Raw genomic sequence first — 25,218 nt, 5'->3', positions numbered from 1 at the left:
GATGAGGTGTCATCGGGCGTGACGGATGAAGTAGGGGGTCGGCGGAACAACACATCCCGTGACGGATGCGTTGACCCCCTGTATGCCGCGTCATAACGAGGCGAGGTGTCCATGGATGAGCGGAAGGGCGTCACCGTGAGCTACCTGCGGCAGCTAGCCCGGAAATTTCTCCGGGAAGGAGCTGGCGCGTCCCGCGGGCGGGAGCTGGTCTCCACGCTGGCCGAGCGCATTCCCGCCCTGGGGCGGCTCGCGCGCATGGCCGGGCTGGCGACGTCCCGGCGCGGCTCCGGTGCCGTGCCCGGCGAGGAGCGCTCGCTGGACTCCGGCCGGGCGGACTCCCGCTCCGCGAGGAGCCCGACGCCCGAGTCCGTGCCCCTGCCTCCGTCCGAGGGTGCCGCCGCGCCGCAGGCACGAGAACTTTCCGAGGAGCCCATCACGGAGCCCAGCGGTGGCCCCAGGACGCGGCCCGCGCGCGTGGTGACGTTCCCCGCCCGCGCGAAGACGCGCCGCGACCCGGACGACGAGGACACGCAGTCCCTGGGGCCGGAGACGGCGACGCCGCGCCCGTCGGGTTCGCCCAAGGGCGAGGTGCCCGCCGCCGCGACGCCCGCGCCCGTGAGCGAGCCGCCGCATGCCGCCGAGCCCCTGGTGGAGGGGTTCTTCGTGACGAAGATGGCGGGAGAGAAGGAGGCGCGCCGCCATCACCTCCTGGAGGAGCAGGCGCCGCGCCTCCCTCCGGCGGACGTGTCGCCCGAGCGCAACGAGCACCTGGCCATGCTGCCCCTGGACTACCAGGACGACGCGATGGTGCTGCTCGCGAGGGATCCGCACACGCTCTTCGTCTTCTGGGACTTCAGCGCCGCGAGCCGGAGCCGGGCGCTGGACGACCTGCCGGTGCCGCGCGCGGTGCTGAAGGTGTTCGACGGCGAGGGCGTGTCGCGCGAGGTGGACTTCGCGCTGGAGTCGCGCAGCTTCTATCTGCAGGGCATGACGCCCGGGCGCACGTACCGGGTGGAGGCGCACTTCGTCGGTTCGGATGGCCGGTCGCGCCGCATCGGACATTCGTCCAATCGGGCCACGCTGCCGCCCGCGGGGCCGTCCGCGGACACGTCCATCCGGTTCCTGCGCATGCCGCCTCCGCCGGTGGTGGACCGCCTGCGCGAGGCCATCCCCGCGGCGGCGTCCGCGCGAGTTCCCCGGGTGGAGGAGCGCGAATACGTCACCTGGCGCCGGGTGCGGTTGCCGGGGAGCGCCGGGGTGGTGGACGAGCCGGAGGTCCACCGCGAGCGCATCGAGGACTATGTCGATGCGCCGCGCGTCCCCGGGGCCTCGGACCAGCGCTATGTGGAGGAGGCGTATCTGGAGCGCGCGCCGCGAGCGCCCGGGGCGTCGGACCAGCAGTATGCGCGCGTGGGGGAGGCGACGCTCGGTGAGGGCGCGGTGCTGGCCCCGTCTCGCGCACCCGGGGCGTCGGATCAGCGCTACCTGGCCGTGGAACTGGCTCCGGGTGCTTCGGACCAGCGCTACGGTGGAGAGGTTGCGGGAGCCCCGTACCTGGAGGTGCCGCGCGCGCCGGGTGCTTCGGACCAGCGCTACGGTGGAGAGGTGGCGGGCACTCCGTATCTGGAGGTGCCGCGCACGCCGGGTGCTTCGGAGCAGCGGTACGGACAATCGCTGCTGCCGGGCGGCGTTTCGGAGTACCGCTATCTGGAGGTGCCGCGTGCCCCGGGCGCTTCGGACCAGCGGTACGTGGCGGGAGGGCAGGGGACCCTGGAGGCGCCACGCGCGCCGGGGACTTCGGACCAGCGCTACCTGAGCGTGCCCCGTGCCGCGGGCGCATCGGATCAGCGGTACCTCACCGTGCCTCGCGCAGCGGGGGCGTCGGACCAGCAGTACCTCACCGTGCCGCGTGCGGCGGGGGCCTCGGACCAGCGCTATCTGTCCGTGGACCGCGCGACGGGGGCCTCGGACCAGCAGTACCTCACCGTGCCGCGCGCGGCGGGCGCTTCGGATCAACGCTACCTGTCCGTGGATCGCGCCACGGGTGCGTCGGATCAGCAGTACGTGACGGCGCCTCGGGCGGCTGGCGCTTGGGATCAGCGCTCCCCGTCAGCGGATCGTGCCGCGGGTGTGCCGGATCAAACCGAGGCGTCACTTGCGGCCGGGGGCTCGGATGCCTGGTCTCCGGAGGGGCCGCGCTCACGGGGTGACGTGCTCGACGCGCGTGAACTCTCGTCGTCTCGTCCCGCCGCGACCTCGGCTCCGGCGGGGTCCGGTCCATCAACGCAGGGCGCGGCCTCCACGGATTCGTGGCGGCCCACGGAGCCCGAGCCTCCCAGGGACCCATGGGCCTTGAGCGTGGCGCGCGGTCCCTCCGCGTCCGAGCAGCGTGCCCTCGACAAGGCCCGCGAGGCCGCCGAGGCCACGCGACGTGCCGCACCGGCCGCCGCGCCCACGAGCCCCGAGCCCGCGAAAACGCACGCCGTGACGTCCCCGCCCGCCGCGCCCGCGAAGGCGGCCCAGAACCCACCGGAGCCCAAGCCCTCGGGCTCCAAGTCCTCCAAGTCCCGGCCCTCGCGCCGTGGACGGAAGTGAACCCGCACGGCCTCTCCGACCGACCTATGAGCCTGGGCTCCCTCGCGCTGGTCCTTCACGCGCACCTGCCGTTCGTCCGCCACCCCGAGTACGAAGACTTCCTCGAGGAGGACTGGCTCTACGAAGCCATCTCCGAGACGTACCTGCCGCTCCTGCGCGTGTTCGACAAGCTGGTCGAGGACCGCGTCCCCTTCCGGGTGACGATGACGCTCTCGCCCACGCTCGTGTCGATGCTCAACGACGACCTGCTGCGCGAGCGCTACGCCCGGCGGCTGGATTCGCTCTGCGAGCTGGGCGCCCGCGAGGTGCACCGCACCCGGGGCGACTCCACCTTCCACCCGCTGGCCGTCTTCCACCGCGACCACTTCGAATCGCTGCGGCTCGCGTACCACAACCACTACCGGCGCGACCTGGTGGCCGCGTTCCGCAGGCTCCAGGACTCCGGCCACCTGGACATCCTCACCTGCAACGCGACCCACGGCTTCCTGCCGCTCATGCAGCAGACGCCGGAGGCCGTGCGCGCCCAGGTGACCGTCGCGGCGAACCACTACCGCCAGAACTTCGGCCGCGACCCCGCTGGCATCTGGCTGGCCGAGTGCGGCTACTACCCGGGCCTGGAGCGCATCCTCTCCGCCGAGCGCATCCGCTACTTCTTCGTGGACACGCACGCGCTCACGGACGCCACGCCCCGCCCGCTGCACGGCCCCTACGCGCCCATCTTCACCGAGCCCGGCGTGGCCGCCTTCGCGCGTGACCCGGAGAGCAGCCAGCAGGTCTGGAGCACCGAGCACGGCTACCCCGGCGACCCCGTCTACCGCGAGTTCTACCGGGACATCGGCTGGGACCTGGACCTGGACTACATCCGGCCCTTCATCCAGCCCACCGGCGACCGCAAGAACACCGGCTTCAAGTACTTCCGCATCACCGGCAAGACGAACGACAAGCAGCCCTACGACCCGGCCGCCGCCCGCGAGCGCGCCTGGGTCCACGCGGGCAACTTCCTCTTCAACCGCGAGCGCCAGTTCGAATACCTCGCGTCCCGCATGGGCGGCCGCAAGCCCGTGGTCGTCGCGCCCTATGACGCGGAGCTCTTCGGCCACTGGTGGTTCGAGGGCCCCCACTTCATCGACGCGCTCATCCGCCAGGCCGCGCGCAACCCCAGCCGCTTCACGCTCATCAGCCCGCTGGACGACCTGCGCGAGCACCCGGAGAACCAGGTGGCGACGCCGCCCCTGTCCTCGTGGGGCGCGGGCGGCTACGCGAACATGTGGCTGGATGGCACCAACGACTGGATCTACCGGCACCTCACCCACGCGGCGCGGCAGATGGTGGAGCTGGCCCGGGACTTCCCGGACGCGCCGTCCCTCAAGCGCCGGGCGCTGAACCAGGCCGCGCGCGAGCTGCTGCTGGCGCAGGCCTCCGACTGGGCCTTCATCATGAAGACCGGCACCATGGTGGACTACGCCGTGCGCCGCACGAAGGAGCACCTGCAGCGCTTCCTGCGCCTGCAAGACCAGGTGCGCGCCGGCACCGTCGACGAGTCCTGGCTGTCCCACGTCGAAGACCGCGACAACCTGTTCCCCGAGCTGGACTACCGCGTCTACCGGCCCGGTTGAGCGGTCCGGGAACAGGCGGCCGGGCCGGGGGTTCACCTTCCGTCACCGGCCCCTGTCGTTCCGGTTGCGGGGCTTCGTTTCCGCTTTAGGTTGAGGAAATCCATGACCCACACGCTCCCTCCGTTCCGTCGCAAGCTCGTGGCCGCCGTGCTGGTGCTGGCGTCGCCCACGCTCGCCCTCGCGCAGGCGCCCGCTCCCAAGCCGCCCGCGCCCCAGACGCAGCAGGCGGTCTCCGGTCAGGCCGGCAACCTCCAGCCCGCCACGCGTGAGGCCCAGTCGCTGGCCTCGCTGGCGCCCCTGGTGGAGTCGGTGAAGTCCGCGGTGGTGAACGTGGACGTGCAGGCCCGTCCCGAGATGCCGGAGGGCATGGAGGACAACCCGCTCTTCGACCGGTTCTTCGGCGGCAACGGGCGGGACCGCCGCCGCAGCGAGCGCGAGCAGATCCGCCAGGGCGCCGGGTCCGGCTTCATCATCGACCCCAAGGGCCTGGTGCTCACCAACAACCACGTCATCGAGGACGCGGTCACCATCACCATCCGCCTGGATGACGGCCGTTCGTTCACGGGCGAGGTGGTGGGCCGCGACCCGCTCACCGACGTGGCCGTGGTGAAGATCAAGGAGAAGGTGGATCAGCTCCCCTCCGTGAAGCTGGGCGACTCCGACGCCGTGCGCGTGGGGGACTGGGTGCTGGCCATCGGCAACCCGTTCGGCCTGGCCTCCAGCGTGAGCGTGGGCATCCTGTCCGCGCGCGCCCGGGAGATTGGCGCCAGCGTGTACGACGACTTCCTGCAGACGGACGCGGCCATCAACCCCGGCAACTCCGGCGGCCCGCTCTTCAACATGAAGGGCGAGGTGGTGGGCATCAACACCGCCATCGTCGGCGGCGGCACCGGCATCGGCTTCTCCGTGCCCAGCAACCTCATCAAGGCGCTGCTGCCGCAGTTGGAGAAGGAGGGCGCCGTCACGCGCGGCTGGCTGGGCGTGGGCATCCAGCCCCTCACGCGCGAGCTGGGCCAGGCGCTGAAGCTGTCGGTGAGCGAGGGCGCCATCCTCACGCAGATCACCCCCGACTCCCCGGCGGCGAAGGCCGGGCTCAAGCCGGACGACGTGGTGGTGGCCGTGGACGGCAAGCCGGTGCGCTCCGACAGCGAGCTCACCCGCACCGTGGCGCTCAAGAAGCCCAACAGCGTCGCCACGCTGACCCTCTACCGCGACGGCAAGAAGCAGGACGTCAAGGTGACCATGGGCACCCGGCCGGACCTGGAGGGCCTGTCCAAGAAGAAGCCGTCGGCCAACGACGAGCAGGACAGCTCGCGCCGCGTGGGCGTGTCCCTGCAGGACCTGGACGCCCGCACGGCGTCCCAGGCCGGCTTCACCGAGCGCGCCGGAGCGCTGATCACCGACATCGTCCCGGGCTCGCCCGCGGACCGCGCGCAGTTGACGCCGGGCATGCTGGTGGTGGAGGCGAACAAGAAGCCCATCGCGAGCGCGAAGGAGCTCGCGTCGGCCATCCGCGCCGCGCCCAAGGGCAGCACGCTGCTGCTGCGCGTGGCCGGCCCCGGCGGCGGGCGCCTGCTGCGCGCGCTGACCGTGCCCTGAGCCGGCGCGGCGGGGCCCGGGGATTCACGTCAACGGCTTGCACACGGGGGTGGACGAACGTCGATGAGCGTCAACTACGTCTCGTTGGGTGACAGCACGGCGGTGGGGGTGGGGGCGTCGCAGGGCGGGGGCTATCCCGACCGGCTCGCCTCCCGCCTCCGGAAGGACGGCCTCCCCGTGGGCCATACCAACCTGGGGCAGAGCGGCGCGCGCGTGCGCGACGTCGTCAACAACGCCCTCAAGCGCGTCATCGCGTCGCAGCCCACGCTCATCACCCTGGGCGTGGGCACCAACGACATCTGGCGCGGCACCGAGGTGGCCGAGTTCCAGGACGACCTGGACCGCATCGCCCGGCGGCTGAAGCAGACCGGCGCGTCCATGGTGGTGGTGAACATCGCGGACATGGCGCTCGCGCCCGTCGCGAAGATGGTGCCCAGCGCGCTGTACGAAGGGCGCATCGAGCCGTTCAACGACGCCATCGCCGCCGTGGCCCGCGCGCACGGGCTCCACCTGGTGGACCTGTTCACCGCCAGCCGGGAGATGATCCCCCGGCGTCCGGACTTCTTCTGCGGCGATGGCTTCCACCCGTCCGCGGAGGGCTACGAGGAGTGGGCGGACCTGATGCTCCCCGTGGTCCGCACGCTCGTGCGGCGGTAGGCCCCGGCCCGGAAGGCGCGGGGCAGGGCGCCCCGCGCTCAGGCCTTCGCGATGCCCGAGGGCGGGGGCGGCGTGGAGGGGGCGTCCGCGGGCGGCGCGCCGATGCTGCGCTCGCGGCCCGGGTGGACCTCCATGCCGGGCTCGAACGCCGTCACGCGGTTGCGGCCCGTGCGCTTGCTGCAATAGAGCGCCGAGTCCGCGCAGTCCACCAGCGTGTCCTGCGACGTCGCGTCCGTGGGGAAGTGCGCGACGCCGATGGACACCGTGACGTGGCCCCCGGGCAGCCCCGGACGGCTGAGCGTGACGGCGTCCGCCACCGCGCGGCGCAGCGTCTCCGCCACCTCCACCGCCGTGGCCTTGGACACCTGCGGCAGGAGCAGCACGAACTCCTCGCCGCCGTAGCGCCCCAGCGTGTCCACCTTGCGCGCGCGGGTGCGCAACACGTCGGAGACCCGGCGCAGCGTCTCGTCCCCGGCGCGGTGTCCGGCCAGGTCGTTGAGCCGCTTGAAGTGGTCCACGTCCACCATCAGCAGCGCCAGCGGCACGCCGAAGCGCTGGGCCCGCGCCAGCTCCAGGTCCAACCGCTGGAAGAGGTGGCGGCGGTTGGGCACGCCCGTGAGCGCGTCCGTCAGCGTGAGCTTCACCGTCTCCGCGTGCAGGCGCGCGTTCGTCACCGCCGTCGCGGCCTGGTCCGCCACCGCGGTGAAGAGCTCGATCTCCTCCGCGGAGATGCTCGCCGTCTGGGGGCGCTGGAAGTTGATGACGCCCAGGAGCGTGTCCGCGTGCACCATGGGCACCGCCAGCAGCGAGCCCTGCTCCGAGCCGCCGCGCAGCCCGCGCCGCGCGAAGATGCTGGTGCTGTCCGTGAGGTCCGGCAGGTACACCGCCTTGCGCGCCTGGGCGGCCCGGCCGCACGCGCCCTCGCCCATGGCGAAGGTGTGGCCCTCCAGGCCCCGGCCCTGCGGCCACGCGTGCTTCACCTCCAGCAGGCCCTCCTCGTTGAGGAGCATGATGGAGAAGTCCGGGATGTGCAGCCGCTCCACCACCATGCGGGTGATGCGCGAGAGCAGCTCGTCCAGCTCCAGCGTGGTGTTGAGCGAGCGGGCCACGTCGAACAGCAGCGACAGCTCCGTCAGGCGCTCCTCCAGCTCGTCCTTCAGCGCCAGCTTCTCCTTCACCAGTTGCAGGTCGCGGTGCGTGTCGATCTCCTCCACCTTCATGGAGGTGAGCCGCGCGAGCATCCCGTTGAAGGCCGCGCCCAGCCGCGAGATTTCATCCGTGCCCCGGGCCTCCGCGCGCACCAGCAGGTCGCCGTCCGCGGCGCGGCCCATGGCCTCGCTCAGCCGCTTGAGCGGCGCGGTGAGCACGAAGCGCAGGGACAGCCAGGTGACGAGCCCCAGGATGCCCACGAAGAGCACCATGGCGCCCAGCGCGTCCTGGAACACCGTCTGGAGCTGGCGCGTCAGCGCGGGCTCGCCCAGGCGCACCTGGAGGACGCCCATGCGCTGCGCGGCCTCGCCGGTGTGGCAGCCGGAGCACTCCGGACCGCCCAGGGGCCGCACCACCTCCGTGCCGTGCTCGCTGGAGCGCGCCGTCTCCGGCCCCGTCGCGGACAGCCGCGCGGCCTCCGGATGCGGGTGGCCCTGCTCGGCCGGCCGCCGGCTCCAGCGGATGCGCCCGTCCGGCGTCAGGACGCGCACGTCCTCCACGGAGCGGAACAGCCGCGTGTCCGACGCCAGCACGTCCGCGACCGCGCCATGCGGTGCCGCGCCCGGCGCCTGCGGCAGCGTGAAGGTGGAGGCGACGGCCTCCGCCAGCGCGAGCGCCTCCAGGTGGGTGCCTTCCCGCACCGCCTGCCGCGCTTCGCGCGAGAAGTGCCCCACGCCCAGGAGCGCCACCACCAACCCGGGCAGCGCGATGCTCCACAAGAGCTTCCTGCCAATCGTCTCGGAACCGAGGGCCATGTGCGGGGCGCAGTGTGCTTCGTGCTCTCGCGTTCTGTCCGCGAGTCACGGAGTGTTGAAAATTGTCAGGTGCGTGACACGCCCTGTCAAACGTACCGGCGTCGAAATATTGAAACGGGGGTGTTGTTCCCCGGCATGTTCCTGTTTTCACGGGCTGTACCCGTGGCACGGTGTGGGTACTCCCGAAGCCGCCTCCCGAAAGAGGAGTTCCGCCCATGAGCCCTCCCGTGTTCCTCACCTCCGCGCTGCTGCCGGTGCCGCACGGCTTCGCCACGCGCGCGGGTGGGGTGTCCGAAGGGCCCTACGCGTCGCTGAACCTGGGCTTCTCCGTGGGGGACGAGCGCCCCCGCGTGGAGGAGAACCACCGCCGGCTGGCCCAGGCCGCGGGCGGGCGCCTGGGCGCGCTCTGCCGGGTGTCGCAGGTGCACGGCGACACGGTGCTGGAGGCGCGCGGCGAGGCCGACGACGTGCTGCGCCCGACGCTGGGCGAGGCGGACGCGCTGTGGACGGAAGGGGAGGGGAGCTGGGTGGCGGTGGGCACCGCGGACTGCGTGCCGGTGCTGATCGTGGACCCTCGAGCCCGGCGCGTGGCGGCGGTGCACTCCGGCTGGAAGGGCACGGACCTGGAGATCAGCGCCCGCACGGTGGAGGCGCTGGTGGCGAAGGGCAGCCGGCCGGAGGACCTGGTGGCGGCGGTGGGCCCCTGCATCCAGGCGTGCTGCTACGAGGTCTCCCCGGAGCTGGGCGACCGCTTCCGCGCGCGCTTCGGCCCGGACGTCGTCCGCGCGGGGACGAGGCCCCACCTGGACCTGCCACGCGCGGTGAGGGCGTCCCTGCTGAAGGCGGGCCTCGGGCCGGAGCGCGTGGACGTGCTACAGGCCTGTACGGCGTGTGATCCGGACCGGTTCTTCTCCCACCGCCGGGACGCGGGCCGCACCGGGCGTCACCTCAACTACGTGCTGCACCGCTTCTAGCGGAGGGCCCGTGGGGTCGTTTTCTTGACGGTCTCCGACCGGCCTTCCTATCCTCGACGTGGAATTCCCTCCGTCCAGGCTCGTGCCGGTGCGTCCCTTCCTCTTCCGCCTGTTTGCCGCCGTCGCGCTGTCCGCGCCGACCGCCTGCGCCACCACCGCTGCCTCGCAGACGGAAGTGGGCCGGCTGGAGGCGGAGGTGCGCACGCTGCGCGCGTCCCAGGCGTCGCTGCTGGAGCGCCTGGAGCGGCTGGAGAACCGCGACGCCGTCGCCCGCGCCCGGAGCGCCGCCCCGGCCCCCGCCGCGAAACCCGCCGCCCCCGCCAGCGCGAAGCCGGAGGCCGCCTCGGCGGAGCCGGGCGAGGCGCTGAGCCTGGCGCCGGCGGAGCTGACGGTGGTGCGGCTCAAGCCGAAGAAGGAGCCCGCGCCGCGCATCAACACGGCCGTGGCGGTGGTGGAGCCGGACGCGGACCAGATGGAGATGTTCATCTCCCCGGTGGAGGGCTCGTCCGGCACCGGCTCGGTCGGCTCGCTCAGCGCCTCGACCGCCGCCCGCATGGAGCCGCCGGAGAAGGATCCGGACATCCTCGACGCCGAGTACGAGCGCGCGGTGGCCATGCTGCGCACCGGCAACGTGGAGGGCGGCGTGGAGCAACTCACGCGCTTCGCGGCGGAGAACCCGCGCCACCCCCGCGCCGACAACGCCCTGTACTTCAGCGGCCTGGGCCAGATGGGCCTCCAGGATCCGACGGGCGCGGCGAAGACGTTCGAACGGCTCATCAAGACCTACCCCGCCGGGGACGCCGTCCAGGACGGCATGCTCCGGCTCGCGGAGTGCCGGGTGCGGCTGAACCAGGCCGTGGATGCCCGTGCCCTCTATACCCGCGTCGTCACCCAGTTCCCGGGGACGGCCGCCGCCACGCAGGCGGAGCAGCGGCTCGCCGCGCTCTCGCCGTAAGCCCTTTTTGTGAAAGGACGTCGTCCGATGCGCTCCCGGATCCTCGCCTCCCTGCTCGTGCCCCTCACCGTCGCGCCGGCATGGACGGCTTTCGCCCAGGACGCGCAGGAGGAGGAGTCCCAGCCGTCCTCCGAGACGGAGGGGCAGGACATCTCCGACGACGTGGAGCAGCGCCCCACCTCCGTCACGCTGCCGCCCGGCGCCCCGCAGGGCCGTGAGAGCGCGCCCGGCCAGGTGCACACCGTGGAGACGGGCGACACGCTGTGGGACCTGTCCCAGCGCTACCTGGGCAGCCCCTGGTACTGGCCCAAGGTCTGGTCCTACAACCCGCAGATCGCCAACCCGCACTGGATCTACCCGGGCAACAACGTGAAGTTCTTCGCCGGCGGCGAGGAGGTCCCCGCGCGCGTGGAGGGCGGCGACCTGCCCTCGGACGACGTGGCGGCGCCCACGGACGTGAGCGGCGGCAGCCTGGTGTCGGTGGTCGGGAAGATCGGCTTCGATCCGTCCAAGTCCAGCCCGGTGACGACCAAGGGCTTCGTGACGACGCGCGAGCTGGACGAGGCGGGCCGCATCGAGGGCTCGACCTCCGAGGCGCTGATGCTCTCCGCCCCGGAGAAGGTCTACCTGCGCTTCAAGAAGCGCGGCGCCGCCAAGATTGGCGACCGCTACGTCATCTTCCACACCGTGGAAGAGGTGAAGCACCCCATCACCAACGCGCGCACGGGCTACCTCACGGAGCTGCTGGGCACGGTGCAGGTCGTCTCCATCCACAACGACGTGGTCACCGCGCGCATCACGGAGACGTGGGACCCCATCGCCCGCGGCGACCTGGTGGGCCCCTCCAGCGAGAAGCTGACGGAGCGCGTCGCCCCCAAGCCCAACAGCAAGGAGATCCCCGGCTACGTGCTCACGCCGATGACGCCGGGCCAGACGCTGCTGGGCGAGCACAACTTCGTCGTGGTGGACCGCGGCACCGCGGACGGCGTGCAGGTGGGCAACACCTTCACCATCGAGCGCCGCGGCGACCCCAGCAAGGACGTGCTGGGCCGCGGCGACTACAAGATGGGCGACGCGGGCAAGGAGCAGAAGGCCTACCCCTGGGAGGCCGTGGCCCAGTGCATGGTCACGGAAGTGCGTGAGCGCACCTCCAACTGCCTGATGGTCCGCTCCCTGGTGGAGGTCTCCGCTGGCGACCGCGCCACCATGCGCAAGGACGGGACGCCCACCGCCAGCCGCTGAACCGGCAGGAATGCTGCATTCCGACCCGCCCGGGAAGGGCGGGTCGCTTGACCCCCGAAGAACCGGTGTTATGTGTCACGCCCCTCCCGGGACCACCTCTATATAGGTGGGAAACAGGCGGGGACGGCATGGCGGACACGAACACGGACACACACACCCACTGGGACGAGCAGCGCGCCACCCTGGCGCTCTGGGCCATTGCCGGCCTGGGGCCCCGGACGTTGGACGCCGTGCGCGCGTTCGCCGGTGGGGCGCTGTCCCGGCTCGCGGCCGCGCCCGTGCGGGACTGGGTGGTGGACGTCCCCGTGCCCGCGACCGTCCGCCAGCGGCTGGCCACCGTCGCATCGCTGGACGCCCTGGCGTCCCGGACGGAGGAGGCCTGTGCCCGGGCGGGCCTCCAGGTGGCCTTCGCGGGCTCGCCGGCCTATCCCGCCCGGCTGGTGGGGCTGGAGGACGCGCCCCCGCTGCTCTTCTACCTGGGCACCCCAGGGCCTCCCCGGCGCAGGCTGGCCATGGTGGGCAGCCGCCATCCGGACCAGGGCTTCCTGCCGTTCGCGCGCACGTTCGCCCGGAAGGTGGCGGAGGCCGGGCTGGGGGTGGTGTCCGGCGCGGCGGAGGGCGTGGACCGGGCCTGTCATTGGGGCGCCATGGACGTGGGCGCGGAGACGTGGGCCTTCCTGGGCTCCGCGCTGGACGCGCTGGACCCCGCGCAGGCCCGCCTGCTGCCGCACTTCCTGGAGCGGGGCGGGGTGTACTTCAGCGAGCTGCCGCCTGGAGTCCGGGCGAGCACGACGACCTTCCCCCGGCGCAACCGGCTCATCGCTGGCGCGTCGGACGCGGTGCTGGTGATGCGGGCGGGGGAGGGGTCCGGGGCCCTTTACACGGCGGAGGCGGCCCGGGCGCAGGGCCGGCCGGTGTTCGCCCTGCCCGGGGACGTGTGGCAGTCGGCCGCGGCGGGCGGCAACGCCCTGCTGGCGGACGGGCGAGCCCGCGCATGCACGTCCGCGGAATCGATTTGTGCGGTGGTGGGCGTTCACCCGGTCCGTGCGGTGCCCGCGGGGCGGGACGGTGGGTGGTGGGAGGCGCTGTCGGTGGAAGCGCGCGGGGCCTATGGGCTGTTGGACCGGGTTCCCCGTTCGTTCGACGAGGTGCTCGCCGCAAGCCCGCTGTCACCCGCGGCGCTCACGAGCGCCCTGGTGGAGTTGGAATTGTCGGGGCTGGTGGTCCAGCACCCGGGTAAACGGTACGAGAAGGTCTAGAGGCAGTTCGAGGTAGGAGAGCCATGGCCACGCGGAAGAAGACACAGGCGGCGCAGACGGAGGCGGCGGCGGAGGAGACGCCCAAGAAGGCGGCTGCGAAGAAGCCGGCGGCCAAGAAGGCGGCCAAGAAGAAGACGGCGGCCAAGAAGGTCACCGCCAAGAAGAAGACGGCGGCCCGCCGCCGTGGCGCGGACGCCGACGAGCTCCCCACCGTGGACGCGGACGCGGACGCCGAAGAAGAGGTGCCCGAGCGCCGTGGCAAGGGCCCGCACTACCTGGTGGTCGTGGAGTCGCCCGCCAAGGCGAAGACCATCAAGAAGTACCTGGGCTCCGGCTACACGGTGAAGGCCTCCGTGGGCCACGTGAAGGACCTGCCCAAGAGCAAGATTGGCGTCGACGTGGAGGACGACTTCAAGCCCGAGTACACGGTCATCAAGGGCAAGGAGAAGGTCCTCAACGAGCTGAAGAAGATGGCCAAGACGGTGGACCGCGTCTTCCTGGCGACGGACCCCGACCGCGAGGGCGAGGCCATCGCCTGGCACATCAAGGAGGAGCTGGGCCACCCGGACTCCCTGCGGGTGACCTTCAACGAGATCACCAAGCGCGCCGTGCAGGACGCCATCGCGCAGCCGCGGGAGCTCAACCAGGACAACTACGACTCGCAGCAGACGCGCCGCATCCTCGACCGGCTCGTCGGCTATCAAATCTCGCCGCTGCTCTGGAAGAAGATCCGCCGGGGCCTGTCCGCCGGCCGCGTGCAGTCCGTGGCGGTGCGCCTGATTGTGGAGCGCGAGGCGGAGATCAAGGCCTTCCAGCCCGAGGAGTACTGGACGCTGGACGCGCTGGTGCAGGGCCCGCAGGGGCCGCCGCCCTTCAAGGCGAAGCTGTCCCGCGTGGACGGCAAGAAGGTGGAGCTCAAGGACCGCGCCACCACGGACGGGCTCGTCGCGGAGCTGAAGGACGCCCCCTTCACCGTGACGAAGGTGGACCGCAAGGAGCGCCGCCGCAACGCGCCCGCGCCCTTCATCACCTCCAAGCTCCAGCAGGAGGCGGCGAACCGGCTGCACTTCACCGCCAAGAAGACGATGACGCTGGCGCAGAAGCTGTACGAAGGCGTGCCGCTGGGCGAGGAGGGCCAGACGGCGCTCATCACGTACATGCGTACGGACTCCACGCGTCTGTCCGACGACGCCGTGACGCAGGTGCGCGAGTTCATCGGGCAGAAGTACGGCGCGGACTACCTGCCGCCCGAGCCCATGGTCTACAAGAGCCGCAAGAGCGCCCAGGACGCGCACGAGGCCATCCGCCCCACGTCCCTGGAGTACCCGCCCGAGCGCGTGAAGGCCTTCTTCGAGGCCATGGACGAACTGGACATGTTCCGGCTCTACGAGCTCATCTGGAACCGCTTCGTCGCGTGCCAGATGAAGCCCGCCGTCTACGATCAGACGGCCGCGGACATCACCGCGGGCCGCGCCACCTTCCGCGCGTCCGGCAGCACGCTGAAGTTCCCCGGCTACCTGGGCGTCTACGGCGCCGGCCTCACGCCGGAGGAAGAGGCCGCGGCGGAGAAGGCCAAGGCCGCCGGTGAGGAGGGCGCCGAGGACGTGGTGGGCGAGCTGCCCCCGCTCAACGAGGGCGAGGTCCTCACGCTGGACAAGCTGCTCAACGAGCAGCACTTCACCCAGCCGCCCCCGCGCTTCAGCGAGGCCACGCTGGTGAAGGAGCTGGAGGAGCGCGGCATCGGGCGTCCGTCCACGTACGCGGCCATCCTCTCCAACATCCAGGACAAGAAGTACGTGGAGAAGCTGGAGAGCCGCTTCCGTCCCACCGACCTGGGGCAGATGACCAACGAGCTGCTGGTGAAGCACTTCCCCCATGAGCTGGACGTGTCGTTCACGGCCAGCATGGAGGAGAAGCTGGACCAGATCTCCGACGGCGGCGCGTCCTGGAAGACGGTGCTGCACGACTTCTACGGCCCCTTCAAGGAGACCCTGGAGAAGGCCGAAGCGGAGATGCGCGACGTCAAGCGCGAGGAGATCAAGACCGACATCGCCTGCGAGAAGTGCGGCAACCCGTTCGTCATCAAGTTCGGGAAGATGGGCCACTTCCTCGCCTGCTCGAACTACCCCGACTGCAAGAACACCAAGGACTTCAAGCGGGACGCCGAGGGCAAGATCGTCATCGTGGAGGAGGAGACCACGGACGAGAAGTGCGAGAAGTGCGGCAAGCCCATGGTCATCAAGCGCGGCCGGTTCGGGCGCTTCATGGCGTGCTCGGGCTACCCGGACTGCAAGACGTCCAAGCCCATCTCCATCGGCGTCAACTGCCCGGAGTGCAAGGTGGGCTACCTCACCGAGCGCCGCAGCGGCCGCGGGAAGATCTTCTTCGGCTGCAACCGGTATCCGGAGTGCAAGTTCGCCGCGTGGGACCGGCCGCTGGCGGAGCAGTGCCCCCGGTGCGCGTCGCCCTACCTGCTGCAGAAGTTCTCCAAGCGGGACGGCGCCTACATCGCCTGCCCCAACAAGGAGTGCGACTACCGCCGCGAGGTGGTGGAGCCCGCCATTCCGGGGGCTTCCGCGGAGGCCGCGCCCGCTCCCACGCCCAGCGTGGAAGCCTGAGCGCAAAAGCCCAGTCATTCCAGGGGGGTAGGCTCCGCCCCCTGGCTTGACACCCTCGCGGGCGAAGTCCTAGAAGTCCGGATTGCTCCCGGCCCACCCGCATGCCCCCTGCCCGTTTCGCGGCAGGGGTGCGCGCGGGGGCAGCGAAAGGACGCGGTCCGCGATGATTCCCTCCATGAACGAGTTGCTGCGTGTGGTGGTGGCCGAGGCCGCTCCCGCCGCGGCGGGCCATGCCTCTTCGGGAGGCCTGGGGGACTTCATCGTCGGCGCGTTCAAGGCCGGCGGCCCGTTCATGTTCGTGAACCTGTTCTGGCTGGCGGCGTCGCTGGCGGTGATTGGCGAGCGCGCGGTGACGCTGCTCTACCGCTACCGCCTCAACGCGACGGCGTTCATCGAGCAGGTCCACAAGATGGTCCGCAGCGGCAACCTGGACCGCGCGGTGAAGTTCTGCGGCATGGCGCCGCGCTCGCCCCTGGCCCGCGTCATCCGCGCGGGGCTCATCAACGCGAACCGGGGGGAGCTGGAGGTGGCCAAGGCGGTGGAGGAGGCGCTGGCGGAGTACACGCCGCACGTGTCGCGCCGGGTGCAGTGGCTGTGGTCGCTCGCGAACATCGCGACGCTGGTGGGCCTGGTCGGCACCATCGTGGGCCTCATCGGCACCTTCCGCGCGCTGGGCAACGTGCCGGCGGAGCAGAAGCAGGCGCTGCTCTCCAACGGCATCTCGGAGGCCATGTACAACACGGGCTTCGGCCTCTCCATCGCGGTGCTGTGCATCGTGTCGCACCTGTTCTTCAGCAACTACGCCAAGAACATGGTGGAGCTGGTGGAGCTCAACGCGCTGAAGCTGGAGAACCTCCTGTCGCGCCGGGGCTCGCTGGAAGTCGTCCCCGCGGACTCCGACGTCCGCGCCGCGTCTTGAACCGCGCTGCACGGGCCACGGACACGCCATGGCGTTCCACTACTCGCGCCGAAAGCTGAAGCCGAGGGAAGAGGAGGAGGCGGGCGAGCTGAACATCGTCCCGTACCTCGACATCCTCATGAACCTCATCATCTTCATGCTGCTGTCGATCACCGGCCTCACCGCCTTCGGCGCGCTCAACGTGAACGCGCCCAGCTACGGCGCCACCGCGGGGGCGGGCGGTGACGCGGACGCGCCCAAGCTGAACCTGTCCGTGCTCATCTCCCAGAAGGGGCTCACCGTCCGGGGCAACAGCGAGGTCATCCCCGTCACGCAAGGGGGCGCGCCCACGCTGCCCCTGCGCGCGGACGGCACGCAGGACTTCGCCGCGCTCAACGCCCAGATGGTGAAGCTCAAGGCCGCCTTCCCCACGGAGACGAAGGTCATCGTCGCGGCGGAGGGGAACGTCCCCTACGAGTCGCTGATCCAGACGATGGACGCCCTGCGTGAGACGACGGGCACCGCCGCCGAGCGCAAGCTGCTCTTCCCCGACGTCACCCTGGGCGCCCTCTAGCCATGTCCGAACCCGCGCCCCTGTCCGCCGAGGAAGCCGACCAGCTCGCGCGCATGCGCTACCGCCGGGCGCTCGCGCGCAAGAAGCGCAAGGAGCGCGAGGCCGCCAGCGAGGTGAAGGAGCTCAACATCACCGCGATGATGGACATGATGACCATCATCCTGGTGTTCCTCCTGAAGTCCTTCGCGTCGTCCTCCGCGGCCATCACCGCGTCCGAGGACGTCCGGCCGCCGGTGTCCTCCACGCGCGCCACGCCCAAGGACACGGTGGCCGTCACCATCACCCCCCGCTTCATCCTGGTGGGGGACAAAGAGGTGGTGCGGCTGGAGAACGGCGTCATCCCGAAGGAGCAGCGCTCGGGGGACCCGCGGCAGGGGCGCCTGGTGCTGGGGTTGGATCAGCGGCTGAAGAAGGAAGTGGAGAAGCTCAAGCTGATCGCCGCGCGCAACCCGGCGGCGCCCTTCACGCACGAGCTGTCGGTCATCGCGGACAAGATGGTCCCGTATGATCTGCTGCTCGACGTGCTCTACACGGCGGGCGAGAACGAGCTGCAGAACTACCGCTTCATCGTGCTCCAGCGCGACGCGGAGTAGCCGCCGGACACACGACTCCCCCGCGCGGGATGGACGCACGGGGGAGGGCTGGACGGCCTCGCTAGAGGGACAGGCTGCCCACGTGGCGCGCGGCCTCTCGCGTCTCCTGCTCGTGCACGGCGGCGTCCTCTTCACAGCGGATTGCGAAGGGCATGGCCTCCAGCCGGTCCAGGGAGATCTCGTTGCCGCAGTCCACGCACTCACCGAACACGTCGTTGTCCATGCGGCTCAGCGCGGCGTCGATGAGCATGATCTCCCGGCGCTGCGCTTCAATCAGCGTGCTGAGCGTGTAGTCCGCCAGCTCCGCCTGCGCCTGCTCCTCGTACTCGGGATCACGCTCCTGATCCTTCAGGGCGGCCAGCTCGCGGCGTGCGCCCGCCTGGGCGGTCTCGGTCGTCCTGCGGCGCTCCTGCAACAGGCCCCGGATCTTCAACAAGTCGTCGGCTCGGCTCATGGCTGCGTCACTCCCATCCCAGATTCGCGGTTGAAGGGCGCTCGCCCGGACGCTTCCCGTCCCGAGCGAAGACCGCGAGAAACCTAGGGTTGGATCCGAGGTGGGGAAACCTCACCTCCCATTCCGCACGAATGGCGGGACGCAGGGCAGGCGGGCGGACGTGAAAGGGCGTGGCCTCTCTGCTAACAGGGCCCTTTGGGGCCCCGGTGCGGGGGCCCGGAGGCACGCATGTCGGACGTGAAGCAGCAGCGGGTGACGGTGATTGGTGGGGGCCTGGCGGGGACGGAGTGCGCGTATCAACTGGCGCGGCGCGGCGTGCCGGTGGTGCTGCGGGAGATGAAGCCGCACAAGCGCTCTCCGGCGCACAAGTCGGACACGCTCGCGGAGCTGGTGTGCAGCAACTCGCTGCGCTCGGACAACCCGGAGAGCGCCATTGGCCTCTTGCACGCGGAGCTGCGCGCGCTGGGGTCGCTGGTGCTCTCCAGCGCGGACCTGCACCGCGTGCCCGCGGGCGACGCGCTGGCGGTGGAGCGCGAGGGCTTCTCGCGCGAAATCACCACCCGGCTCGTCTCCGGCGCGGGCGTGGAGCTGGTGGGCGGTGAGGTGGAGCGGCTGCCGGAGGACGGCGTGGTGGTGGTGGCCACGGGGCCGCTGACGTCGGAGGCGCTCACGGCGGACCTGGAGCGCCATGTGGGCACGAAGCTCTACTTCTACGACTCCATCGCGCCCATCCTGTCCGGTGACTCCATCGACATGGACATCGCCTTCCGCCAGAGCCGCTACGGCAAGGGCGGCGGGGACGACTACCTCAACCTGCCCATGACGAAGGACGAGTACTACCGCTTCGTCCACGAGGTGAAGGCGGGCCAGAAGGTGGTGCCGCACAGCTTCGAGGAACCGAAATACTTCGAAGGGTGTCTGCCCATCGAGGTGATGGCCGAGCGCGGCGACGACACGCTGGCCTACGGGCCCATGAAGCCCGTGGGGCTGAAGGACCCCCGGACGGGGACGGATCCGTACGCGGTGGTGCAGTTGCGCATGGAGGACCGGGCGGGTACGGCGTGGAACATGGTGGGCTTCCAGACGCGTCTGACCTGGGGTGAACAGAAGCGCATCTTCAGCACGTGCATCCCGGGCCTCCAGAATGCGGAGTTCCTGCGGATGGGGCAGATCCACCGCAACACGTTCATCGACTCGCCCCGCCTGCTGGCGGAGGACCTGTCGTTGAAGACGGAGCGGCGGGTGTTCTTCGCGGGACAGGTGACGGGCGTGGAGGGCTACGTGGAGAGCGCGGCGTGCGGCTACCTGGTGGCGCTGGCGGTGCACGCGCGGCTGACGGGCACGGCGTTCGTGCCGCCCCCGGCCACGACGGCGCTGGGGTCGCTGTACCGGCACCTCACCGGGGAAGCGCACCCGCCGGACCACCCGCACCAGCCCACCAACGTCATCTACGGCCTGTTCCCGCCGCTGTCCGGGCGGATGAAGAAGGCGGACAAGCGCGCGGCCTACTCGGCGCGGGCGAAGCAGGACCTGGCGGCCTGGCTGCCACTCGCGGGCGTTGTCGCCCAGACGGAAGGACAGACGAGCGCATGAAGCGAACCGGGATGGTGGGCCTGGTGGCCCTGCTGGCGGTGTCGGGGTGCAAGAAGGGCGAGGACAACGCCGCGCCCTCGCAGCGCAGCGCCGCGCAGGGGGACACGGTCCGCAGCGCGGCGAAGGGCACCACGGTGGTGGGCGGTCAGGGGCAGTTGCTCGCGGCGGGACGGGCGGCGGACCTGCGCCTGTCGCCGGACGGGCAGTTCGCCACGTTCCTGCTCAACGGGCAGAAGCCCCGGCTGGACGGCATCCCGCCGCAGATGCTGGTGGGCTCGCTGCACGTCGTGCCGACGGCGGGCGGGAAGGCGCGCGCGCTGGGCGACGGCGTGACGAACGTGCCGGGCAGCCTGCTGTTCTCCCAGGACTCGAAGCACCTCTTGTACGTCACGGGCTACAACCCGGCCTCGCAGTCCGGCGAGCTGAACGTGCTGTCGCTCACGGACGCGGGCGCGGAGCCGGTGAAGCTGGGCACGGCGGTGAGCTACCTGCTGCCGTCTCCGGACGGGGTGAACGTGGCCTTCGTGGACGCGGGCACGCTGAAGCTGGGCAAGCTGCCGCAGGGGCCGTTCCAGGACGTGGCGGGCGAGGTGAGCACCGCGCAGTTCACCCCGGACGGCAAGACGCTGCTCTTCAAGCGCCGGCTGTCCGCCGCGGGCGGGCTGGCGGCGGTGACGGTGGGCGCCACGGAGGCACCGCGCAAGCTGGCGGATCAGGTGGGCGACTACCAGGTGTCCTCCGACGGCAAGCACGTGGCCTACCAGGTGCGCAGCGAGGCCGTGCGAGGCATGTATGACCTGTACCTCGCGGCCCTGCCGGCGCTGAAGGGCGCGAAGCTGGCCACGGGCACGAAGACGTTCGGCTTCTCGCCGGATGGCCAGTGGCTGGCGCGCACGGAGAACGGCAAGCCGGAGCAACTGGGCGACCTGTACGTGGGCCCGGCGTCCGGCGGCGCGGGGCGCAAGCTGGGCGAGGCCGTGGAGGAGCTGGCGTTCGCGCCGGACTCCAAGGCGGTGGGCTTCCTGGAGAAGTACGACCAGCCGTCGCGCGCGGGCGGGCTCGCCGTGGCGTCGCTGCCGGACGGCGCGCCCAAGCGGGTGGGGGACCGGGTGCCCAACTTCGTGTGGGGCTCGGACAGCCGCTACGTGGCGTTCCTGTCGCGCTTCCTGAAGCCGGTGTTCTCCGTGGACCTGATGCTGTACGCGCTGGGGGAGGAGAAGGCGGAGAAGGTGCAGCCGGGCGTGTTCGGCTACGGCTTCGCGCCGAACAACAGCGCGGTGGTGTTCCGCACCAACTGCATCCGCAACGGCCGCGCGTGCGACTTCAAGGCCGTGGACCTGAACGCGAAGCAGGCCGAGGCGAAGACGTGGCTGCAGGGCATCTTCAGCTACAAGATCTCCGAGGACGGCGCCCGCGTGCTCGCGACGTACGCGCGCATGGACTCGGACACGTACGACGTGGCGGTCTACGACGTGAAGTCGGGGGCGCGGAAGACGCTCGACCAGGGCGTGCAGGTGCCCGTGTACTTCGCGGGCAAGGATGACGCGCGGGCCGTCTACATCATCGGCCAGGGGCAGAACCCCGGCGTGTACAGCGCCGTCGCCACCGCGCAGTAGCGGGTGGCCCTGGTGAAGGGGGGAGGGCGCACCGGCCCTCCTCCCGCCTATTCGTACATCAGACACACCTCACACCAACCATCGGAGGTGTTGCGCGGAGGCCAGTCCGTCACCGGCTTGCCTTCGTGGCGGGCCAGATGGTGCCTGAGGTGGTTGTCTACGGCCTGGGAGGCCTTTCCTTCCAGGCGCATCTCCAGCAAGAGGGAGAGGTCTTCATCCGTTCCTCGCCGGGAGAGCGCGTCGACCGCGTCACTCCTCCCGACTCCGTGCTGTGACTCCAACCCTTCCCGGTGGCCTTGCTGAACGAGCCCTGCGAGCGCGAGGCCGCGGACGCTGGGGTTCTCCGAGTGCGACAGGGAATGGAGTCGATCCACCCATCCCGGCCCGCTTTCGCCCAGCGAGAGCAACGCGGACACCGCCAGAAACTGCATCCTCTCCTCCGACTCGCGGAGCGCCGCCAGGAGCACGGGACGGTCCTCGGCCACTGGAGCGCGGGCCACGACGTTCATGAGGATTTGACGGAGAAGATCCGCATTGTCTGGGTATCGCCACGCGACGAGCCCCCAACGCGCGGCGGCGGCCGGATCCTTCTCTCGAAGCTGTTTGTACAGATCGAACCGAACGTCCGCAGCCATGTCGAAGTCACAGAGGCGCCGGTACAACACGCGCCGCCGGGCAACCTCCCACTCCCCCAGCAACTCCACGGCCCGCGCGAAGAACGTGGGGCGCGCCACGAGTTGATGCGGCACGGTGCACGCGACATTCGCTGCCTGCACGACACGGTCCAGACGGCGTAGCAGTTCCTCCTCTCCCCAATGCGCCAGAAGCGCATCGAGGGGGAGCAGGAGTCGCCTCGCGGCAAAATCATGGAAGGCCTTGGAGGCGTTCGCGAGCCGTACCACGTCCTCGTGGTGGCGGCCCTTCAGGCGCACCAGCAGGCGCTCCATCCGAGCTTCGCTCAGCCGCTCGCTCCATTCACGCAGCAGCCGCCAGGCGGCCGGGCGCGCACGCTGGACGAACGCCACGGTGACGTTGCACTCCTCGCCCTCGGAGAGGCCCTCATCCTGCGCCACCAGCAGGTGGCGGTCGCACTGGTACCACTGCTCGAAGAGCCACGCGTCCAGCTCCGGAGGCTGCGGGACATGACACGGGTCACGGAGGTGACGGCTCCGCTCCAGGGGCGTCAGGCGGAGCAATGCCTCCTTCATGACGTCATCGAAGGACTCGAGCCTCGCGTAGTCGAAAAGCACGAGCAGGTCCGGGGCCAACGCCTCCCCCTGGCCGGGCCTTCCGCTGAGCTGGACGAACTCGTGTCCGGAGAGCGTCAGGCCGAACCTTGTCGCCACTCGCAGCGCGTTGACACGGATGCGATAGGGCTCGAGCGGGTCGAAGATCCACTTCCGGAGGAGGGGGAGCTGCTCACCGCTCCCGAAGATGTCGAGCAACGAGAGGCCGCGAAACCTCAAGTCGACGGACTCCCGGGGCGCTTCCCTCAGGAGGGCAACCAACTGCGCGGCGATGCGCTCGCGCGAGGACCACACCAGCCGGGGCTGCAGGGACAATTCAAACGCCGAGTTGGGACCGGCTGGCGAGACCGACCGCGAACGCGCGGGATGTGCCCCCTGAATCTAGTGAAGGCATCCGCCCCGGGCAATCCAGAGTCCACCCGGACCTTTCTTCCCGGGCGCGACCTGATGTTGAGGCGTGCACACCCGCACGGGGTGTGCTGTCTTCTCGCGCCGAATGGCACAGCTCGTCTATCGCCGCTATGGCGGCTCGCTCCAGGTCGACATCCCTGACTTCAACACCCTCACCGAGGCGGTGAGGATCCCCGCGACCCAGTGGATGGCGCTCGCGTGCCCCATGGAGGGCATCGCGTGTGATCCGCGCTTCCTCACGCTGATGGACGCGGACGGCAACCGCCGCATCCGCGTGGAGGAGCTGCGCGCGGCGGTGGACTGGACGGCGGCGCGGCTGCAGGACCGCAAGGGCGCGGACGCGGGCAGCGACGTGCTGGAGCTGTCGGCGCTCTCCGAGACGGCCTCCAACCTCAGGGGCGCGGCGGAGCTGGTGCTGCGCACGCTCAACGCGCCGGACACCACGAAGCTGTCGCTGGAGCAGCTTCGCACCAGTGACAAGGCGCTGCGCGACGCGGGCAAGAACGGCGACGGCATCATCGCCCCGGCGTCGCTGCCGGAGCGGCTGCGGCCCCTGGCGCAGTCCATCATCGCGGCCTTCCCGCAGGTGACGAACCGCGCGGGCCTGACGGGCGTGGACGTGGGCCTGGTGAAGCGCTTCCGCGAGGAGCGCGCGGCCCTGCTCGCGCACCTGGGCGGCAGGGACGGCGTGTTCACCTGGGGCGCGGCGAGCCTGGAGCAGGCGAAGCGCGTGCACGACGTGGCGCCGCTCCTGGACGGCTACTTCGTGCAGTGCCGGCTGGTGGCCGCGCAGCCGGAGGCCGCCGCCAGCCTGCGCCTGCGCGCGGACCGGGTGGAGGGCGCGCTGGGGGACCTGGGCGCCATGGGGAAGGCCGCGAACGAGCTGCCCATCGCGCCGCCGGACCCGAGCGGCGTGCTGGTGTGGGCGCGGCTGTACCGCGGCGCCGGCTACGAGAAGCTGGAGGCCTTCCACCAGGAGGTGGCGACGCCGCTGCTGGGCGACGGCGTGAAGCTGACGGACACGGCCTGGCGCGAGCTGTCCGCGAAGGCGGAAGCCATCCTCGGCTGGCAGGCGAAGCGGGACGCAAGCCCGCTGCACGCGGTGGCGGACACGCTGGGCGCCGTGTCGGACGAGGAGCTGGACGCGCTGGAGGCGGTGAGCCGCGAGGACCTGTCGCTCAAGCCCACGCTGGACGTCATCGCGGAGCTGGAGCGGCTGGTGCTGTACCAGCGCTGGCTGCTGCAGTTCGCCAACAACTTCATCAGCATGCCCAACCTGTACCTGCCCAAGCGGCGGGCGCTGATGGAGCGGGGCTCGCTCATCATGGCGGGGCGCAAGTACACGCTGTCCGTGCTGGTGACGGACCGCGCGGCGCACGCGGCGCTGACGGGGCAGGGGACCACCTGCATCCTCTACGTGAAGGTGCTGCCCCGCGACGCGGCGGAAGCCTACGAGGTGGCGGTGCCCGTCACCGCCGGCCGCAGCACGGAGCTCGTCGTGGGCAAGCGCGGCGTGTTCTACGACGTGGACGGCAAGGAGAGCGACGCCATCGTCACGCAGGTCATCCGCCAGCCCGTGTCGCTCTGGGAGTCGATGACCATGCCGTTCATGCGCATCGGCGCGTTCATCACCAGCAAGGTGGAGGGGCTGGCCGCCTCCGGTGAGAAGGACTTCGATGCGTCGCTGGAGTCCGGCTACAAGCAGACGGTGACCGCGCCTCCGCCCCCGGCGGCACCGGCCCCGGCGGGCGCTGCGCCCGCGGCGGCTCCGGCGGGGGGCGGCATCGCGGGCGTGCTCGCGGCGGGCGGCATCGCGTTCGCGGCGCTGGGCTCGTCGCTGGCGTTCATCCTCACGCAGGTGAAGTCGCTCACGCTGGTGGACGTCATCACCGCGGCGACCATCCTGGCCATCGTGGTGATGGCGCCCGCGGGGCTGCTGGGGTGGTTGAAGCTTCGGCGGCGCAACCTGGCGCTGCTGCTGGAGGGCTCCGGCTGGGCGCTCAACGACCGGCTGATGCTCACGCGCGGCGTGGCGACGCTCATCACCCGCCGGCCCCGGCTGCCGGGCAACGCGCGCGTGGACCACGCCGACCTGGTGCGCGGGGCGCTGCGCCACACGCAGGGCGACGACGAGGCGGAGCGCATGTCGTTCGGCGCCCGCCTGGGGCTCACGCTGCTCATCCTCTTCGTGCTGGGCTGGCAGGTGCGCGTGCCCGTCACCGAGTGGCTGTGCACGTACCACTGGCTGTCCGAGGACGCCTGCCGCGTGCTGTTGCCCAAGCTGGTGCCGTCGGAGTTGCCGGGCGCGCCCGCGCCCTCGGGGGCCGCGCCCGCTCCGGCGCCCGCGAAGTAG

At 71.0% G+C, this 25,218-nt stretch carries 18 protein-coding genes; 15 read left to right on the top strand and 3 right to left on the bottom strand.

What is annotated here, in order from left to right:
* Window positions 1–111: 111 nt before the first annotated feature.
* From K8556_RS23095 to K8556_RS23080, 4 genes are all read left to right on the top strand, one after another.
* A complete protein-coding gene (locus tag K8556_RS23095) occupies window positions 112–2,595 on the top strand; it encodes a DUF4912 domain-containing protein (RefSeq protein WP_223742241.1) in 2,484 nt (827 codons plus the stop codon).
* A 26-nt stretch (window positions 2,596–2,621) separates the two neighbouring features.
* Window positions 2,622–4,211 carry a glycoside hydrolase family 57 protein gene (locus K8556_RS23090; RefSeq protein ID WP_223742240.1) on the top strand — a complete coding sequence of 530 codons (1,590 nt, stop codon included), beginning with the start codon at window positions 2,622–2,624 and terminating at the stop codon, window positions 4,209–4,211.
* A gap of 102 nt (window positions 4,212–4,313) precedes the next feature.
* Entirely contained in the window at window positions 4,314–5,810 is a 1,497-nt protein-coding gene (locus K8556_RS23085) for a trypsin-like peptidase domain-containing protein (protein WP_223742239.1), read from the top strand.
* A 63-nt stretch (window positions 5,811–5,873) separates the two neighbouring features.
* Window positions 5,874–6,467, top strand: a complete 594-nt coding sequence (locus K8556_RS23080) for an SGNH/GDSL hydrolase family protein (RefSeq protein WP_223742238.1) — start codon at window positions 5,874–5,876, stop codon at window positions 6,465–6,467.
* Between the two features lie 38 nt (window positions 6,468–6,505).
* Here K8556_RS23080 and K8556_RS23075 read toward each other — a convergent pair whose 3' ends face one another.
* Complete coding sequence (locus K8556_RS23075) at window positions 6,506–8,431, bottom strand: diguanylate cyclase (protein ID WP_223742237.1); 1,926 nt, start codon at window positions 8,429–8,431, stop codon at window positions 6,506–6,508.
* A gap of 215 nt (window positions 8,432–8,646) precedes the next feature.
* On the opposite strand from K8556_RS23075, the gene pgeF reads away from it, so the two are divergent.
* The 8 genes from pgeF (at window position 8,647) to K8556_RS23035 (ending at window position 17,544) form a co-directional block, all read left to right on the top strand.
* A complete protein-coding gene (pgeF, locus tag K8556_RS23070; RefSeq protein ID WP_223742236.1) occupies window positions 8,647–9,405 on the top strand; it encodes a peptidoglycan editing factor PgeF in 759 nt (252 codons plus the stop codon).
* Between the two features lie 82 nt (window positions 9,406–9,487).
* A complete protein-coding gene (locus K8556_RS23065; RefSeq protein ID WP_223742300.1) occupies window positions 9,488–10,360 on the top strand; it encodes a tetratricopeptide repeat protein in 873 nt (290 codons plus the stop codon).
* 27 nt (window positions 10,361–10,387) lie between these two features.
* Window positions 10,388–11,602 carry a LysM peptidoglycan-binding domain-containing protein gene (locus K8556_RS23060; protein ID WP_223742235.1) on the top strand — a complete coding sequence of 405 codons (1,215 nt, stop codon included), beginning with the start codon at window positions 10,388–10,390 and terminating at the stop codon, window positions 11,600–11,602.
* A 128-nt stretch (window positions 11,603–11,730) separates the two neighbouring features.
* The gene (locus K8556_RS23055; protein ID WP_223742234.1) at window positions 11,731–12,861 is read left to right on the top strand and encodes a DNA-processing protein DprA; all 1,131 of its coding nucleotides are present in this window, start codon (window positions 11,731–11,733) and stop codon (window positions 12,859–12,861) included.
* 23 nt (window positions 12,862–12,884) lie between these two features.
* Window positions 12,885–15,479 (top strand): type I DNA topoisomerase, encoded by a 2,595-nt coding sequence (gene topA / locus K8556_RS23050; RefSeq protein WP_223742233.1) that lies wholly within the window; start codon window positions 12,885–12,887, stop codon window positions 15,477–15,479.
* Between the two features lie 175 nt (window positions 15,480–15,654).
* Window positions 15,655–16,398: a MotA/TolQ/ExbB proton channel family protein gene (locus K8556_RS23045; protein ID WP_370639957.1), complete on the top strand. Its 744-nt coding sequence runs from the start codon at window positions 15,655–15,657 to the stop codon at window positions 16,396–16,398.
* 28 nt (window positions 16,399–16,426) lie between these two features.
* Window positions 16,427–16,951 carry a biopolymer transporter ExbD gene (locus K8556_RS23040; RefSeq protein WP_223742231.1) on the top strand — a complete coding sequence of 175 codons (525 nt, stop codon included), beginning with the start codon at window positions 16,427–16,429 and terminating at the stop codon, window positions 16,949–16,951.
* Between the two features lie 2 nt (window positions 16,952–16,953).
* On the top strand, window positions 16,954–17,544 hold the full coding sequence (locus K8556_RS23035; RefSeq protein ID WP_223742230.1) for a biopolymer transporter ExbD: 591 nt from the start codon (window positions 16,954–16,956) through the stop codon (window positions 17,542–17,544).
* 61 nt (window positions 17,545–17,605) lie between these two features.
* Here K8556_RS23035 and K8556_RS23030 read toward each other — a convergent pair whose 3' ends face one another.
* The gene (locus K8556_RS23030; RefSeq protein ID WP_223742229.1) at window positions 17,606–17,998 is read right to left on the bottom strand and encodes a TraR/DksA C4-type zinc finger protein; all 393 of its coding nucleotides are present in this window, start codon (window positions 17,996–17,998) and stop codon (window positions 17,606–17,608) included.
* Between the two features lie 228 nt (window positions 17,999–18,226).
* Here K8556_RS23030 and trmFO point away from each other — a divergent pair, with 228 nt between their 5' ends.
* Both trmFO and K8556_RS23020 read left to right on the top strand, forming a co-directional pair.
* Entirely contained in the window at window positions 18,227–19,591 is a 1,365-nt protein-coding gene (gene trmFO / locus K8556_RS23025; RefSeq protein ID WP_223742228.1) for a methylenetetrahydrofolate--tRNA-(uracil(54)-C(5))-methyltransferase (FADH(2)-oxidizing) TrmFO, read from the top strand.
* Complete coding sequence (locus K8556_RS23020) at window positions 19,588–21,207, top strand: gliding motility protein (RefSeq protein WP_223742227.1); 1,620 nt, start codon at window positions 19,588–19,590, stop codon at window positions 21,205–21,207. The genes trmFO and K8556_RS23020 overlap by 4 nt, the downstream gene beginning before the upstream one ends.
* Window positions 21,208–21,254: 47 nt before the next feature.
* On the opposite strand, the gene K8556_RS23015 is transcribed toward K8556_RS23020, so the two are convergent.
* Window positions 21,255–22,769, bottom strand: a complete 1,515-nt coding sequence (locus tag K8556_RS23015; RefSeq protein ID WP_223742226.1) for a HEAT repeat domain-containing protein — start codon at window positions 22,767–22,769, stop codon at window positions 21,255–21,257.
* Window positions 22,770–22,950: 181 nt separating this feature from the next.
* On the opposite strand from K8556_RS23015, the gene K8556_RS23010 reads away from it, so the two are divergent.
* Window positions 22,951–25,218, top strand: a complete 2,268-nt coding sequence (locus K8556_RS23010) for a kinesin (RefSeq protein WP_223742225.1) — start codon at window positions 22,951–22,953, stop codon at window positions 25,216–25,218.

The sequence above is a fragment of the Corallococcus sp. AS-1-12 genome (assembly GCF_020036995.1).
In the GTDB taxonomy this organism is placed as follows: Bacteria; Myxococcota; Myxococcia; order Myxococcales; family Myxococcaceae; genus Corallococcus.
This window is presented reverse-complemented; position numbering and strand designations above follow the sequence as displayed.